Below are 15,713 nucleotides of genomic sequence, written 5' to 3' on the forward strand. Positions count from 1 at the left end.
TTGTACACTGCAGTACCCTCGCTGCCAGACATCAGCAGACCAGCGTCTCACCCCGCACTTGAGGTCTGGCGCGCATCTGACCCTTCCCGCAGCCTTGAAACAAGCGCTGCGAAGTATCAAGAAACGCGTCAAGCCAAGCCACTCGGCAGTTTTTTCTTACAGCCCTTTCAAATGCCGATACCGGTTCGCTAGACCGGTCAAAACCGTCAGCATTCCTTTACAAGCCGTAACGCAAAATTTCCATGCAGGAAGTTTCCGAAGGATGACTGCAAATTGACGGTAGCTAGCTACCTAATAAAAACCAACGCCAGCCGGCTGTTTTTCAATAGCTAATTTGTCGCGAAAAAATAGAACAAAAAGTTCAAACGAAAAAAATAAAATTTTTTTTTGCATTCCAAAAAACCCTCGACTAGGTTTTCAGCCACTTGCCCAGGCATCGTGCCGGCGAGTTTTTGCGGTGCCGATTCAGTTGGGTCCTGCCCGCCGGATCGGCCCGCGTTTTCCGCAAAAGTCATCTAGGAGATTCACTATGCAAGCACTGGACAAAGACTTGGAAACCGAACTGCAACTGGATGAATGGTTCGAAGCACCGACCCATGAAGCCGCCGTTGAAATGATGCAAGCCGACGCCGTCGTGCCGTTCGGCACGGCAATGTGGCCTCTGTAAGCGCTACCCGGCGGAGCTGATCCGGCCGGTCGGCTCCGTCATTTGCCGCGAGGGACGCCACATCAATCGCCAAGGAAGAATAAGCATGGACACCCAACGAGCCATCTCCCATTTCCTTTACTACCTCGAACATCATCCCGCCCTGGCCGGCATCCAGCCCGCCAAGGTGTTGCTCGGCCACACGGCCGACTACGAAGCCCTGACCGGCGCGATTGCCGAACAGGCCGGCAGCGGCTCACCGTTCAGGTTCAGCGCCATGCGCCTGGATCTTGAACCCACGCAGCGCCTGTCCCAGGCAATTGCCGACAGCGACCTGTACATTTTTTTCTATGACTCTTCCACCCTGCCCAATCCCCGCCCCGACGGCCCGGACTTTGTCCGTGCGCTGCAAGGCGTGATGGCGGAAAACTGGAAGAAATCGCTGCTGTTCAAGGATTACGGCGAATATTTTTACGACACCTTCAGCGTCATTCCGCAACGCATCGCCGGGCTCAATAGCCACCTCATCCGCCGCATGTCCCAGGCCACCACCTTGAGCTTCGAAGATGAGCACGGCTCGTATTTCGACACGGCGCTGAACAGCGTCAAGAAGTGGACCGATATCAATGGCGTCGGCAACTACGACCTGGCCCCAGGCGAAATCGCCACTCACAGCGACACCATCAATGGCCAGGTGAAATTTGTCGGCACGTTTCTCAGTACGATTCCCTTCGCGCGCAAGTACGGCGTGTTGCAATCGCCGCTGGAGCTGTGGATCGAAGACTCCACCATCCAGAAAATCGCCACCGACGTACCGGGCCTGGAGCACGACTTCAACAAGTACCTGGACGCCAACCCGTCCAACCGCCGCATCGAGGAACTGGGCATCGGCACCAACGAAGGGGTCAAGGGCCTGTACGCTCGCAATGCCGGTTTCGAAGAGCGCCATTGCGGCTTGCACCTGGGGCTCGGTGGCGGGGCCAAGGGTAGCCATCACCTGGATCTGATTTTCCAAGGGGGTGTGCTGGCGCTGGACAAGGAGCCGGTGTTTGAGGGGCGGTTTGTGCTTTAAAAGCAGCTTCGAGCGGCGAGCTTCAAGCGGCAAGAAGAAAGGACAATCTTTTGAATAACGGTGGGATTGCTGGCCTCTTCGCGAGCAGGCTCGCTCCCACAGGGGCGCTCAATGAGGTCAAATGTGGGAGCGAGCCTGCTCGCGAAGACGGACCCAAAGGCACCACATCACTGAAGCCAGACCAAAAAAAACGCCAACCCAACGGTTGGCGTTTTTTCTTGCAGCTAGAAGCTTGTAGCTCGCAGCTGTATTACTCCGGCTTACGACGCCCAAACCCCGGACGCTGCCCCGAACCTGCCGGCGCGCCACGGCGCTTGCCCGACGGTGCATCACGGTCAGCCAGGATGATACCCGGGCGTTTTTTTGGCGCCGGCTTGGCTGGGCGCTTGGTGTCGGCCGGACGATCGGCGACCGGCGTGCCACGACCCGCCGGAGCACCGCGACCTTCGCCGCGCTCGGTACGACCGTTGGCCGGACGTGGTGTACGCGGGCCGCGCTCGCCGTCCTGGCGTGGCGCAGGCTTGCGGGCCGGACGCTCGCCTTCGATCTGCGGTTCACGGGAAGGACGCGGGCCAGTCGCTGCGCCATCGGCCGCCGGACGCAGCGTACGCACGCGCTCGGTCTTGCCCATCGGACGCGAGGACTTGCGCTGCATCCGCTCCAGCTTGTCCTTGCTCTTGGCGGTCATCTGCGGCATGGAGACAGGCTTGAGGCCCACCTCGGCCGCCAGGATGTCGACTTCCTGCTGGGTCATTTCACGCCAGCGGCCCATCGGCAGGTCGGAGTTGAGGAACACCGGGCCGAAACGCACGCGCTTCAGGCGGCTGACCACCAGGCCCTGGGATTCCCACAAGCGCCGTACTTCACGGTTACGGCCTTCCATCACCACGCAGTGGTACCAGTGGTTGAAACCTTCGCCACCCGGTGCTTGCTTGATGTCGGTGAAACGCGCCGGGCCGTCTTCCAGCACGACGCCGGCCTTGAGGCGCTCGATCATCTCGTCATCGACTTCGCCACGCACGCGCACGGCGTATTCGCGGTCCATCTCGTAGGACGGGTGCATCAAGCGGTTGGCCAACTCACCGTCCGTGGTGAACATCAGCAAACCGGTGGTGTTGATGTCCAGGCGACCGATGTTGATCCAGCGGCCTTCTTTCGGACGCGGCATCTTGTCGAACACCGTCGGACGGCCTTCCGGGTCGTCACGGGTGCAGATTTCGCCGTCGGGCTTGTTGTACATGATCACGCGGCGCACCGTTTCGGCGGCCTCTTCGCGCTTGATCACCTTGCCATCGATGGTAATGGCGTCGTGCATGTCGACACGCAGGCCCAAGGTGGCGTCTTTGCCGTTGACCTTGATGCGGCCCTGGGTGATCCAGGCTTCCACGTCACGGCGCGAACCGACGCCGATACGGGCGAGGACTTTTTGCAGTTTCTCGCCTGCTGGGCCGATTTCCTGGCTGTCGTTCTGGTCTAGGTCTTTCATTTCTGGGCACCTCCCGGTGTGGTCGAGTCAGGCTTGGCCTGACGCTTTGAAAACGGGTCTTTCGGCGAAGGGATCGCCAAAGGGTCGCGAATCATACGCTCGTTGAAGGATTCGCGCATCAGAGACTAGCTGATGGAAACGCGCTCAGCGCTTTTTCCGCCGACCGGTGGCACCCAGCTTGATCAGGCGTAGCGCCGCTTCGGCCAGCACGGCGCGCTTGTCGTCCTTGTCGAGTTTTTTCCAGGCTTTGATCTCGCGCTTGCTGCGCCCGCAACCGATGCAAATATCTTCGTCGAACTTGCAGAGGCTGATGCAGGGGTCTTTGGTGGAGCTCATGATTCACCCGGGATTATATGTGGGAGCGAGCCTGCTCGCGAAGGCGGTGTATCAGTCAAAATCATGTTGACTGAGCTGACGCTTTCGCGAGCAGGCTCGCTCCCACAAGGGAAGGCGGTGTGTCAGTCGTCGAGCTGGCGCCGTTCGTTTTCGATCGCCTCGGCCAGGGCGCGGGCCTCGGCTTCTTCGTCGCTCAGCTCGGGTTCTTGCGGCTCAAGGGCGGCGACGGCGGCCAGCAGTTTTTCCCGGGCTTGGGCAACGCCGAGGATGTCTTCTTCAGGTTCCGGTTCCCATTTCGCTTCGGGCTCGGGCTCCACCGAGCTATCGGGCTCCGCCAGCTCATGCGACTGGCCCTCAGGACCAGGCGCGTCACGCAGCAGGTCATCGAAATCAGTCTTCAAGCCCTCCTCCATGGTGTCCAGCTCCAGCAGCAACGAGTGGAAACTGGTCTCTTCCTTCGGCTCTTCGGGCTCGGCGCTGGCGTCGGCCAATTCCTGCAAGGCCTGGGGCACCGGGGCGTCGTCGAATTCGAGCATCGGCTCGGGCTCCAGTTCCCGCAGTTCGGCTAGCGGCGGCAGGTCGTCGAGGTTCTTCAGGTTGAAGTGATCGAGAAACGCCTTGGTGGTGGCGAACATCGCTGGCTTGCCCGGCACATCGCGATAGCCGACGACGCGGATCCACTCACGCTCCAGCAAGGTCTTGACGATGTGGCTGTTGACCGCCACGCCACGCACGTCCTCGATCTCGCCCCGGGTGATCGGTTGGCGATAGGCGATCAGCGCCATGGTTTCGAGCATCGCGCGGGAATAACGCTGCGGCCGCTCCTCCCACAGGCGCCCGACCCAGGGGGCGAATTTTTCGCGGATCTGCAAACGGTAGCCGGACGCTACCTCCTTGAGTTCGAAAGCCCGGCCTTCGCAGGATTTACCCAGCAGCGTCAGGGCTTTCTTGAACACGGCAGGCTCAGGCCGCTCGCCTTCTTCGAAAAGCTCGAACAGACGCTCCATCGACTGTGGCTTTCCAGAGGCCAACAGGAAAGCTTCAAGCAAGGGCGCCAGTTCACGGGGTTCGGTCAGATTCATCGGTTTGCTCGTTATTCGGCTCGGGCCCGCACATGGATCGCTGCGAACGGCTCATTCTGCACCAGCTCGACCAAGGATTCCTTGACCAATTCCAGGACCGCCATAAACGTCACCACCACGCCCAGCCGCCCTTCCTCGGCGGTGAACAGCTCGACAAAGGGCACAAAACTGCCGCCCTTGAGCCGCTCCAGCACATCGCTCATGCGCTCGCGGGTGGACAATGCCTCACGGCTGACCTGGTGACTTTCAAACATGTCGCCCCGGCGCAGGACCTCGGCCATGGATATCAGCAGCTCTTCCAGGCTCACGTCCGGCAGTAACTTGCGCGCCCGCGCCTCGGGGGCGTCGAGCTTGGGCACCAGCACATCGCGCCCGACCCGGCTCAAGCCGTCGATGCCTTCGGCCGCGGCCTTGAAGCGCTCGTAGTCTTGCAGGCGCCGGATCAGCTCGGCCCGTGGATCGTCTTCTTCCGCCTCGACTTCGGCCGAGCGCGGCAGCAGCATGCGCGACTTGATCTCGGCCAGCATGGCCGCCATCACCAGGTATTCCGCCGCCAGTTCCAGGCGCACCGACTGCATCAGCTCGACGTAGCCCATGTATTGGCGGGTGATTTCCGCCACCGGGATGTCGAGGATATTGATGTTCTGTTTGCGGATCAGGTACAGCAACAGGTCGAGCGGCCCTTCGAAGGCTTCGAGGAAAACTTCCAGCGCATCCGGCGGGATGTACAGGTCCAGGGGCATTTCCATGACCGCCTGGCCATAGACCATGGCGAACGGCAGCTCCTGTTGCGCACCGGCCTGGCTGTCGACGCTTTCGACCGCGGTTTCTACAACCGACATTCAGGCCTCGACCATGAACGGCGTCGGATCGCCGCAGCCGACGCGTACCACTTGCGGTTCGCCGTCGGCCAGGTTGATCACCGTGGACGCCTTCATGCCGCCGTAACCGCCGTCGATGATCAGGTCGACCTGATGCTCCAGCAGTTGGCGCATTTCATAGGGGTCGGTCAGCGGATCGGTCTCGCCGGGCATGATCAGCGTCACGCTCATCAACGGCTCACCGAGTTCCGCCAGCAGCGCCAGGGCAATGGGATGGCTCGGCACCCGCAGCCCGATGGTGCGCTTCTTTGGGTGCAGCAACAGCCGCGGGACTTCCCGGGTGGCATTCAGGATAAAGGTATAGGGGCCCGGCAGATGGGCCTTGAGCAGGCGGAAAGTGCCGGTGTCGATCTTGGCGAACAAGCCCAACTGCGAGAGGTCGCTGCAAATGAGCGCGAAGTTGTGCTTGTCATCCAGCTGACGCAAGCGTCTTACCCGCTCGACCGCGTTTTTATCGCCGATCTGGCAACCAATGGCGTAGGAGGAGTCGGTGGGATAGACCACGACGCCACCGCCACGGATGATTTCCACAGCCTGTTTGATCAGGCGCGCTTGCGGGTTTTCCGGATGAATCTGGAAAAATTGACTCACGTGTTCTACCTGTTCAGACGGCGGCGATAACGGGATCATGTTTGAATCTACACCATAGTGGTGGCAGATCTTCCGGCAACGGGCGGTATTCGCCAATCTCGGACCAGCCTCCCGGGCCGTGGAAATCACTCCCGGCGGTCACCAGCAGGCCAAACTCACGGGCGAGGATCGCCAGGCTGCCGACCTGCTCGGCCGGCTGATGGCCATTGACCACTTCGATGGCATGGCCCCCTGCTTGAATATAGTCGGCTATCAGGCGGCGGCGCTTGCTGCGGGTGAATTCATAATGCCAGGGATGCGCCAGGCTGACCCACGCCCCGGCGGCCCGCAGAGTCTCGACCGTTTCTTCCAGGGTGGGCCAGTGCTGCTTGACGTCCCCCAGCTTGCCGGCCCCCAGCCATTTTCGGAAGGCTTCGGCGCGGTCCTTGACGAAGCCCTCGCGCACCATCCAGTCGGCAAAGTGCGGCCGGGCCGGGGCGTTGCCGCTGTCACCCAGTTCCTGCTGGACCTGCCGGGCGCCTTCCAGCGCGCCGGGCATGCCCTTGAGGGCAAGTTTGCGGCTGATCTCCTCGGAGCGCAGCCAGCGACCGTCACGCAACTCGGCAATGGCCTGGACCAGTGACGGTGCATTCACATCGAAGCCATAGCCCAGCACGTGGATGGTCGCCCCGCCCCAAGTGCAGGACAGTTCGACGCCGTTGACCAGTTGCATGCCCAGCGCGGTGGCGGCGCTACGCGCTTCGTCGAGACCTTCGAGGGTGTCGTGATCGGTCAGGGCCAGGACTCGCACGCCGTGCTCGAACGCCCGCGCCACCAGAACCGCAGGCGCCAGGGCGCCATCGGAGGCCGTGCTATGGCAGTGCAAATCAACATTCACGAGACTTTGTTACCTCAAATCAGCTGGCCCTATCGCGACCAAGGATGTTTGTTATTATGCCGCCACATCCTGCTTCTGGCTGCCACTGTGAAACAATTCATCGATTTCATCCCGCTCCTGCTGTTTTTCATCGTCTACAAACTTGATCCACGGACCGTCGACATCGCCGGCCACTCCTTGACTGTAGGCGGTATCTACAGCGCCACCGCGGTGCTGATCATCAGTTCCCTGGTGGTCTACGGCGCGCTGTTCGTGTCCCAGCGCAAGCTGGAGAAGAGCCAGTGGCTGACGCTGATCGCCTGCCTGGTGTTCGGCAGCCTGACCCTGGCCTTCCACAGCGAGACCTTCCTCAAATGGAAAGCCCCGGTGGTCAACTGGCTGTTCGCCCTGGCCTTCATCGGCAGCCACTTCGTCGGCGATCGCCTGCTGATCAAACGCATCATGGGTCACGCGCTGAGCCTGCCGGACGTGATCTGGACCCGATTGAACATCGCCTGGATCGCCTTCTTCCTGTTCTGCGGCGCCGCCAACCTGTTCGTTGCGTTCACGTTCCAGCAATACTGGGTCGACTTCAAGGTCTTCGGCAGCCTGGGCATGACCTTGCTGTTCTTGATCGGCCAGGGCATCTACCTGTCCCGTCACCTGCACGATGCCGAACCCACCACGCCAAAAACCGAGGACTGACATGCTCTACGCAATCATTGCCACCGACGTTGCCGACTCCCTGGAAAAACGCATGGCCGTGCGCCCGGCACACCTTGAGCGCCTGCAGCAGCTGAAGGCCGAAGGCCGCATCGTGCTGGCCGGGCCGCACCCTGCGGTGGACAGTAATGATCCGGGCGCCGCGGGTTTTACCGGCAGCCTGATCGTGGCCGAGTTCGACTCCCTGGCCGCCGCACAGGCGTGGGCCAAGGCCGACCCGTTCGTGGCGGCCGGCGTCTACGCCGATGTCGTGGTCAAGCCGTTCAAGCAAGTTCTGCCATAACCCCCGGGCGCGATGAGTCTTCCTGGCTCATTGCGCTCAATGGCTCATTGTTCTCGTCAGCCTGCCGACAACCTGTCTAATCTGCTCAATCTCGATTGGAATTCAGGAGTTGCAATGCGCAAAGGTCGGTTGTGCCTGTTGTTGGTCTCGTTGGCGATTGGAGCCCCCGCCCACGGCGAGGAAAGCACCGAGGCTGCTCATTCGGCGCCCTTGTCACTGAGCGCGGGCGGCCAGATCGCCGAATTGCAGCAGCGCCTGAAAGACAGCGAGCGCATGCGTGAAGCACTCACCCAGCAACTGCAGAACACCAACGGCGAACGCGAGAGCGCGCTGGTGGGACGGCTGCGCCAGGAGAACCAGCGCCTGAAGTTGCAACTCAAGGAAGCCCAGTCCAGCCCGCTGCCGCGCCTGCTGACCGAACAGCAACAGTGGTTCGTCGTCGGCGCCGGGGTAGCGCTATTGGCCCTGCTCTGCGGTATCTTTGCCAGCGGTGGACGTAGACAACGTCGGCAATGGCTAAATTGAGTGAGTCATGAGCGAGCTGTTACTGATTGATGATGACCAGGAGCTGTGTGAGCTCCTCGGCAGTTGGCTGGGCCAGGAAGGTTTCCAGGTCCGCGCTTGCCACGATGGCCAGAGCGCCCGCAAGGCCCTGGCCGAAACCGCCCCGGCGGCGGTGGTGCTGGATGTGATGCTGCCCGACGGCAGCGGCCTGGAACTGCTCAAGCAGTTGCGCAACGATCACCCGGAATTGCCGGTGCTGATGCTCTCGGCCCGCGGCGAACCGCTGGATCGCATCCTTGGCCTGGAGCTGGGGGCTGACGATTACCTGGCCAAGCCTTGCGATCCACGAGAGCTGACCGCCCGCCTGCGCGCCGTGCTGCGCCGCAGCCATCCCGCCGCGGTTTCCAGCCAGATCGAACTGGGTGACCTGACCTTCAGCCCGGTGCGTGGCGTGGTCAGCATCGATGAACAGGAACAGACCCTCACTGTCTCCGAAAGCCGCCTGCTCGAAGCACTGCTCAAGCAGCCGGGCGAGCCGCTGGACAAGCAGGAACTGGCGCAGATTGCCTTGGGCCGCAAGCTGACCTTGTACGATCGCAGCCTCGACATGCACGTCAGCAACCTGCGCAAGAAGATCGGTCCCCACCCCGACGGCCGCCCGCGCATCGTCGCCCTGCGTAGCCGGGGCTATTACTACAGCCTCTGAAGAGTGCGGCTTCTCTCAGCCTATAGAGGCTTTTGTGGCGAGGGAGCTTGCTCCCGCTGGGCTACGAAGTAGCCCCAAGATTCTGCGGTTGCTGCGCAACCGAGCGGGAGCAAGCTCCCTCGCCACAAAGGCGCCCTCGCCACAGCAAGTACCCCCATCACAGGGCTTCGTGTTCGGGCCTGCAGATTTGTCAGGTCCTCGCCAAACCGTCTTTACCCAAGCTTTACCCACCCCTGACCGCCGCTGACCTTGATCTTTGTAATCTGCACACATCCGGAACTGACCGGGAACGAGACAAGGAGAGACACCATGCGCAAGACCCTTACCGCTCTGATGTTCGCCGCCGCCCTGCCGACCGTGGCCATGGCCATGCCCGAAGGCCCGGGGCCGATGGGCCCGATGGACGCTCCGCGTCACGGTGGCCAGATGCACGATAAAGGCCCCTACAGCCAACTGGACCTGACCCGCGAACAACGCGAGCAGATTCGCCGGATCATGGGTGAACAGCGCCATGAGCAACGCGAACTGGTCGACAAGTACCTGGCCAAGCTGTCGCCAGCCGACCAGAAAGCCATGCAGGACGAAATGGAAGCCCGGCACCAGAAAGTCGATGCCCAGATCCGTGGCTTGCTGAAGCCCGAGCAACAGAAAGAGTTTGACGCCATCCAGAAAAAACGCGCCGAACGTCGGGCCGAGTGGGCCGAATTCAAAGCCTGGAAAGCGCAACAACCGCAAAAAGCGCAATAATGCGCTGAAGCACCCCCAGCCCAACGGCACGCCGCCGTTGGGCTTTCCTGGTTTTCGAGGATAAATCCGTGCGTTCACTGTTCTGGCGCATCCTGGCCAGTTTCTGGCTGGCCATCGCCCTGGTCGCGGGGCTTTCGATCCTCATGGGCCACATGCTGAACCAGGACGCCTGGATCCTCAGCCGCCATCCTGGGCTCAACACCCTGGCCGAAGAATGGACACAAACCTACGAAAGCCAGGGCGAAGAGGCTGCGCAAGACATCCTGCAACAGCGCAAGCGCAAGTATCACATCGACGTCCAGGTGCTCAACGAGAGCGGCGACCCGGTGGTGCGCGGCACCTTTCCCCATCGCGCCGCGGCCTTCGAGGCGCGCCAGAACAACGACGACCGACGCCTCCCCTGGCGGCGCTTGACTGACGAGTTCACCAGCGCCAAGACCGGCGACACCTACCTGTTCATCTACCGCATCCCCCATCCCGAACTGGACGCCTGGCACCGCGACAGCCTGCTCTGGCCCCTTAGCGCCCTGGCCATTGCGCTGGTGGTACTGACCTTGTTCAGCCTGTTGGTGACCCTCTCCATCACCCGCCCGCTGAGCCGCCTGCGCGGCGCGGTGCATGACCTCGGCCAAGCCACGTACCAGCAGAACAGCCTCGCCAAACTGGCCAACCGCCGGGACGAATTCGGCGTACTGGCCACTGACTTCAATCGCATGGGTGCGCGCCTGCAAAGCCTGATCGCCAGCCAGCGCCAATTGCTGCGCGATGTTTCCCATGAACTGCGCTCGCCCCTGGCCCGGCTGCGCATCGCCCTGGCGCTGGCGGAGCGGGCGAGCCCCGCCGAGCGTGAAAAACTCTGGCCGCGCCTGACACGCGAATGTGACCGCCTGGAAGCATTGATCAGCGAAATCCTGGTGTTGGCCCGGGTCGACGCCGACAACGCCAGCGCCGAGGAAGTCGACCTCAACGGTTTGCTGGAGAACCTGCAAAAAGACGCCCAGCTGGCTTCACCGGCGCAACACGTGCGCCTGGAAGCCGAGCCGCAACTGACACTCAAGGGCTGGCCCACCATGATCGAGCGGGCGGTGGACAATCTCCTGCGCAACGCCCAGCGCTTCAACCCTGCCGGGCAGCCCATCGAAATGCGTGCCGCGCGCCAAGGAGAAAGGATAGTGATCAGCGTGCGCGACCACGGCCCCGGCGTAGAGGCGGAACACCTGGGCCAGTTGAGCGAACCGTTTTATCGCGCCCCCGGCCAGACCGCCCCCGGGCATGGTCTCGGCCTGGCGATCGCGCGCCGTGCGGCGGAACGGCATGGCGGAACCCTGGGATTGGCGAATCACCCCGACGGCGGATTCATCGCCACCCTGGAAATACCGCTGGTGCCGGGCGCGGTGGTGCAACCTTGAGCACCAAATGAAGGCTTGACCTTTCGAGTAGATGATAAGCATTATCATCTACTCGAACCGGACCGAGCCCTATCGTGAGCCAATCACGCTTCCATCAGGTTTTCCTCGCCCAGCGCCTGCCGCTGCTGCGCACCCTCGAACGCATGGTCAACAACCCCAGCACCGCCGAAGACCTGCTTCAGGAAACTTACCTGCGCGTCACCCGCGCCCTGAACGAGCGCACGGTCGAGCATCTCGAACCCTTCGTCTTCCAGACCGCCCGCAACCTGGCGCTCGACCATTTGCGCGCGCGACGCATCCAGTCACGCACGCTGCTGGACGACGTGCCGATGGATGTGGTGAACAACGTCATCGCCCCGCAAAGCAGCGCCGAGGATGCCGCCCATGCCGGCCGGTTACTCGAACAACTCAACCTCAGCCTGCAGTCGCTGAGCCCGCGCCAACAGCAGATCTTCATCCTCAACCGCCTGCATGGCCACAGTTACCAGGACATCGCCGAACGCTTGGGCGTGTCGCTGAGCACCGTGCAGAAAGAACTGAAATTGATCATGGCGATTTGCGTGGGCGTGGCCGAACGCCTGGGCGCCGATTGAGTCTGTAGAACACCGGGCGGCCAGCATTCTCGCCGATTGCGTTGGCCGACGAGCCTGCTAGTCTTGGTCGCCTGATTACAAGCAGCCGTGCACAGACACTGCCGAGGAACCACCGTGACGGACAACCATCGCTCCCCTGAAGCCGCTGCGGCACAGGACACCGCCCACGCCATGGACCAGGCGCTGGACTGGCTGGTCCTGCTCGACAGCCCCAGCGATGAACAGACCCGACAGTTCCAGGCCTGGCTGGCGGCAGATCCGCGTCATGGCGAAGCGTTCTCCAGGGCCCAGGCGATCTGGAACGGCCCGCAGATCATCGAAAGCGCCCGGCAGCTCCAGGCCCGCCCCAAGGCCACCGCGCTGTCGCGTCTTCGAGCCCATTGGAAACCCCTGGCCACCGCCGCCGTACTGTTGCTCGGGTTGTTCAATTTCAGCGACCTGCCCCTGCAATTGCAGGCCGATCACCTGACCGTGGTCGGTGAGCGCCAGCGGCTGCAACTGGAAGACGGTTCCAAGGTCCTGCTGAATACCGACTCGGCGTTTTCCAGTTCCTTCGACGAACAGCGGCACGTGGCCCGGCTCTACAAGGGCGAGGCTTTTTTCGAGGTGCCGGCCAGTCGCAATGTGCCGTTGGAGATCGACGCCGGGCCGGTCACCGCCAGTGTCAGCGACACCACGTTTGCGGTGCGTTACCTGGACGGCGTCGCTCAGGTCCAGGTGCAGCGTGGCGATGTCGACCTGCGTGCGACCCGCTACGATGCCCATGTCCGCTTGTCGGCAGGAGAAAGCATCCGCATTGGTCCCAACGGCTTCGACCGCCCGGCACGCCTCGATGTCGGCACGGACCTGGCATGGGTCCAGGGTCGGCTGGTGTTCGAGAATCGGCCGCTGGGCCAGGTACTGGCGGAGTTGCGACGCTACTACCCGGGCTGGATCATCAACAACAACCAGCAGTTGGCCGGCGTGGCAGTGACAGGTAACTATCGCCTCGACCAGCCGCTGGACGTGGTGCGTTCCCTGGCCCATATCACCTCTGCCCGCCTCCAGGAATTCCCGGCGCTGGTAATCCTGAACTGAATGAGAATTATTTTTACTCGATAGTTTTCGCTGGTTCGTCTCGTTATAGCCAATGCAATTGATTCGCATCTCGCGATGCGATCTGCACCTATAACAGATGCGACACGGAGCGCTATCGATGTCCTCTCGCCTTACTTGCCGGTTTCTTGCCCCCTCTTGCACGCTGTCACTACTCACCGCCGCCATCCTGATGACCGGTACCGCGCCGGCGGCCCTGGCTGCCACCGCCGAGCAATCGCCAGCGCGCAACATGGGCGACTACACCTTCAGCATCGCCCGGCAACCACTGGTTTCCGCCCTGAACGCATTTACCGCCGTCACCGGCTGGCAGGTGGGGCTGCCGGCAGAGCTGGCCGAAGGCGTCGCCTCGCCGGGCGTGAACGGCTCGCTGCCGCCGGAAAAAGCCCTGGAGCGCCTGTTGGTGGGGACCAACCTGAGCTACCGCAAACTGGGCAATAACAACATCGTCCTGGAAAAGCGCAGCGCCGGCAGCGCGCTGGAGTTGCAACAGGTGACCATCAGCGCCACCCGCCAGGAACAAGACATCGCCAGCGTACCGAGCACCGTTTCGATCCATGATCGCCAGGAGCTGGACCGCAACAACGTCAACACCATCAAGGACCTGGTGCGCTATGAGCCCGGCGTGTCGGTGGGCGGCGCGGGCCAGCGCGGCGGCATCAGCGGTTACAACATCCGCGGCATCGACGGCAACCGGATCCTGACCCAGGTCGACGGCGTGGAAATCCCCGGCGGCTTCTTCAACGGCCCCTACGCCAAGACCCAACGCAACTACGTCGACCCAGAAATCGTCAAGCGCGTGGAGATTCTGCGCGGTCCGGCCTCGGTGTTGTACGGCAGCAACGCGATCGGTGGCGTCGTCAGTTACTTCACCCTCGATCCGGACGACATCATCAAGCCCGGCAAGGACGTCGGCGCGCGTCTCAAGACCGGCTACAGCTCCGTCGATGAGAGCTGGCTCAAATCCGCCACCGTCGCCGGCCGCAGCGGGCCGTTCGACGGGTTGTTGCATTACAGCCAGCGCGACGGCCACGAGACCGAATCCTACGGCAGCAACAACGGCACCGGCCTGGACCGCACCGCCGCCAACCCGGAAGACGTGCGCGCCAACAACGTGCTGGCCAAACTCGGCTGGGACTACAGCGATGACGCACGCCTGAGCCTGGTGTACGAGAAGTACAAGGACGATCGCGACGTCGACCTGAAAAGCGCCTACGGCGGGCCCTATGCCAACGGCCAACCAGCCATTTCCGCCTCCATCCTGCCCGGCGGCATGTACCAGTGGCGCACCGGTAACGATACGATCACCCGCGAGCGTTTCGGCCTGGAGCACAGCTTCGCCCTCGACAGCCTGCTGGCCGACAACATCAAGTGGAGCCTCAACCACCAGATCGCCAAGACCGACCAGCGCACCGCCGAGTTTTATTTCCCGGTCACCCGCCGGGTGTTGCGCACCCGTGAAACGCTCTATCAAGAAAAACAGTGGGTCTTCGACGCGCAGGCGGACAAGTCATTCAGCTTGGCCGACACCGATCACACACTGACCTACGGCACCACGCTCAAGCATCAGAAAGTCACCGGCTCACGCAGCGGCAACGGCGTGTGCCTGGCGATCGGCGTGGGCTGCCCCGCCATCGGCGCCATCAGCACCCGGGACGTATTGGCAAAAGCCAGCGACTTCCCGGACCCGACCATCAACACCTACAGCGTTTTCGCCCAGGACCAGATCAGCTGGGGCAAATGGACCTTCACGCCAGCGCTGCGCTACGACTACACCCGGCTCAAGCCACGCCTGACCGAGGAATTCCTGCGCACCGTGGACCCTACCAACGGCGGTACGGTGAGTGGCGAGGACAAGAACTGGCATCGCGTCTCGCCGAAGTTCGGCCTGACCTATGCCCTGACCGACCAGTACACCTGGTACGGCCAGTACGCCGAAGGGTTCCGCACCCCGACCGCCAAGGCCTTGTACGGACGTTTCGATAACGCCGGCGTGGGCTACAGCGTGGAACCCAATCCCGACCTGGAGCCGGAAAAAAGCAAAAGCTACGAAACCGGCCTGCGCGGTCGTTTCGACTCCGGATCGTTCGACGTGGCGGTGTTCTACAACAAGTACCGCGACTTCATCAACGAAGACGCCATCACCCCCGGCGCCGACCAGTTGACCTTCCAGAGCAACAACATCAAGCACGCCACCATCAAGGGCATCGAAGCCAAGGGACGCCTGGACCTGGACGTGTTCGGTGCGCCAAAAGGCCTCTACACCCAAGGCTCGGTGGCCTACCTGTATGGCCGCAACAACGACACGGGCGAGCCGCTCAACAGCGTCAACCCGCTTACCGGCGTGTTCGGCCTGGGCTACGACCAGGAGCAGTTCGGCACCTTGCTCAGCTGGACCCTGGTCCAGAAGAAAAACCGCGTCGACGACAGCAACTTCAATTCGCCCGACGGCGTCAGCGGCCAGTTCAAGACGCCGGGCTTCGGCATTCTCGACCTGAGCGGCTACTACAAGGTGACTAACGACGTCACCGTCAGCGGCGGCCTCTACAACCTCACCGACAAGAAGTACTGGCTGTGGGATGACGTGCGCGGCTACGACAGCGTCGGCGAAGCGGCGGTGCTGAGCCCGGCCAACCTCGATCGCCTGACGGCGCCGGGGCGCAACTTCGCGGTCAACCTGATCTGGGATATCTGATTCGGTTC

17 protein-coding genes are annotated in these 15,713 nt (G+C 62.3%); 11 read left to right on the top strand and 6 right to left on the bottom strand.

The features are described 5' to 3' along the window. The first annotated feature begins 529 nt into the window (after nucleotides 1-529). The gene (locus tag J3P97_RS20630) at nucleotides 530-667 is read left to right on the top strand and encodes a hypothetical protein (protein ID WP_003178782.1); all 138 of its coding nucleotides are present in this window, start codon (nucleotides 530-532) and stop codon (nucleotides 665-667) included. Nucleotides 668-752: 85 nt separating this feature from the next. Further along, nucleotides 753-1,718 (top strand): leucyl aminopeptidase, encoded by a 966-nt coding sequence (locus tag J3P97_RS20635; RefSeq protein ID WP_434672667.1) that lies wholly within the window; start codon nucleotides 753-755, stop codon nucleotides 1,716-1,718. Nucleotides 1,719-1,968: 250 nt separating this feature from the next. Here J3P97_RS20635 and rluB read toward each other — a convergent pair whose 3' ends face one another. From rluB to J3P97_RS20665, 6 genes are all read right to left on the bottom strand, one after another. Then, nucleotides 1,969-3,204, bottom strand: a complete 1,236-nt coding sequence (gene rluB / locus J3P97_RS20640; protein ID WP_305499278.1) for a 23S rRNA pseudouridine(2605) synthase RluB — start codon at nucleotides 3,202-3,204, stop codon at nucleotides 1,969-1,971. 144 nt (nucleotides 3,205-3,348) lie between these two features. Then, nucleotides 3,349-3,540, bottom strand: coding sequence for a DUF1289 domain-containing protein (locus tag J3P97_RS20645; protein WP_305499277.1), 192 nt, complete (start codon nucleotides 3,538-3,540; stop codon nucleotides 3,349-3,351). A 122-nt stretch (nucleotides 3,541-3,662) separates the two neighbouring features. Continuing rightward, nucleotides 3,663-4,622: an SMC-Scp complex subunit ScpB gene (scpB, locus tag J3P97_RS20650; protein WP_434672668.1), complete on the bottom strand. Its 960-nt coding sequence runs from the start codon at nucleotides 4,620-4,622 to the stop codon at nucleotides 3,663-3,665. 11 nt (nucleotides 4,623-4,633) lie between these two features. Then, nucleotides 4,634-5,332 carry a segregation and condensation protein A gene (locus tag J3P97_RS20655; RefSeq protein ID WP_434674578.1) on the bottom strand — a complete coding sequence of 233 codons (699 nt, stop codon included), beginning with the start codon at nucleotides 5,330-5,332 and terminating at the stop codon, nucleotides 4,634-4,636. 132 nt (nucleotides 5,333-5,464) lie between these two features. Continuing rightward, nucleotides 5,465-6,094, bottom strand: coding sequence for an L-threonylcarbamoyladenylate synthase (locus tag J3P97_RS20660; RefSeq protein WP_305499273.1), 630 nt, complete (start codon nucleotides 6,092-6,094; stop codon nucleotides 5,465-5,467). A 13-nt stretch (nucleotides 6,095-6,107) separates the two neighbouring features. Continuing rightward, the gene (locus J3P97_RS20665; protein ID WP_434572306.1) at nucleotides 6,108-6,971 is read right to left on the bottom strand and encodes a PHP domain-containing protein; all 864 of its coding nucleotides are present in this window, start codon (nucleotides 6,969-6,971) and stop codon (nucleotides 6,108-6,110) included. 87 nt (nucleotides 6,972-7,058) lie between these two features. On the opposite strand from J3P97_RS20665, the gene J3P97_RS20670 reads away from it, so the two are divergent. The 9 genes from J3P97_RS20670 (at nucleotide 7,059) to J3P97_RS20710 (ending at nucleotide 15,705) form a co-directional block, all read left to right on the top strand. Beyond that, nucleotides 7,059-7,655, top strand: a complete 597-nt coding sequence (locus tag J3P97_RS20670) for a septation protein A (RefSeq protein WP_434601633.1) — start codon at nucleotides 7,059-7,061, stop codon at nucleotides 7,653-7,655. 1 nt (nucleotide 7,656) lies between these two features. Further along, nucleotides 7,657-7,956: a YciI family protein gene (locus J3P97_RS20675; protein WP_434672669.1), complete on the top strand. Its 300-nt coding sequence runs from the start codon at nucleotides 7,657-7,659 to the stop codon at nucleotides 7,954-7,956. Between the two features lie 114 nt (nucleotides 7,957-8,070). Beyond that, nucleotides 8,071-8,481: a translation initiation factor 2 gene (locus J3P97_RS20680; protein ID WP_434572302.1), complete on the top strand. Its 411-nt coding sequence runs from the start codon at nucleotides 8,071-8,073 to the stop codon at nucleotides 8,479-8,481. A 7-nt stretch (nucleotides 8,482-8,488) separates the two neighbouring features. Next, nucleotides 8,489-9,166 (top strand): response regulator transcription factor, encoded by a 678-nt coding sequence (locus tag J3P97_RS20685; protein ID WP_025215146.1) that lies wholly within the window; start codon nucleotides 8,489-8,491, stop codon nucleotides 9,164-9,166. Between the two features lie 309 nt (nucleotides 9,167-9,475). After that, nucleotides 9,476-9,913 carry a Spy/CpxP family protein refolding chaperone gene (locus J3P97_RS20690; RefSeq protein ID WP_434672670.1) on the top strand — a complete coding sequence of 146 codons (438 nt, stop codon included), beginning with the start codon at nucleotides 9,476-9,478 and terminating at the stop codon, nucleotides 9,911-9,913. A gap of 68 nt (nucleotides 9,914-9,981) precedes the next feature. Then, nucleotides 9,982-11,322 (top strand): ATP-binding protein, encoded by a 1,341-nt coding sequence (locus tag J3P97_RS20695; RefSeq protein ID WP_434672671.1) that lies wholly within the window; start codon nucleotides 9,982-9,984, stop codon nucleotides 11,320-11,322. A gap of 74 nt (nucleotides 11,323-11,396) precedes the next feature. Continuing rightward, nucleotides 11,397-11,915 (top strand): RNA polymerase sigma factor, encoded by a 519-nt coding sequence (locus J3P97_RS20700; protein WP_434572297.1) that lies wholly within the window; start codon nucleotides 11,397-11,399, stop codon nucleotides 11,913-11,915. A 114-nt stretch (nucleotides 11,916-12,029) separates the two neighbouring features. After that, nucleotides 12,030-12,992, top strand: coding sequence for a FecR family protein (locus J3P97_RS20705; protein ID WP_434601639.1), 963 nt, complete (start codon nucleotides 12,030-12,032; stop codon nucleotides 12,990-12,992). Nucleotides 12,993-13,110: 118 nt separating this feature from the next. Then, complete coding sequence (locus J3P97_RS20710; RefSeq protein WP_434672672.1) at nucleotides 13,111-15,705, top strand: TonB-dependent receptor; 2,595 nt, start codon at nucleotides 13,111-13,113, stop codon at nucleotides 15,703-15,705. Nucleotides 15,706-15,713: the final 8 nt, after the last annotated feature.

This window comes from Pseudomonas sp. R1-15, assembly GCF_051132085.1.
Classification (GTDB): domain Bacteria; phylum Pseudomonadota; class Gammaproteobacteria; order Pseudomonadales; family Pseudomonadaceae; genus Aquipseudomonas.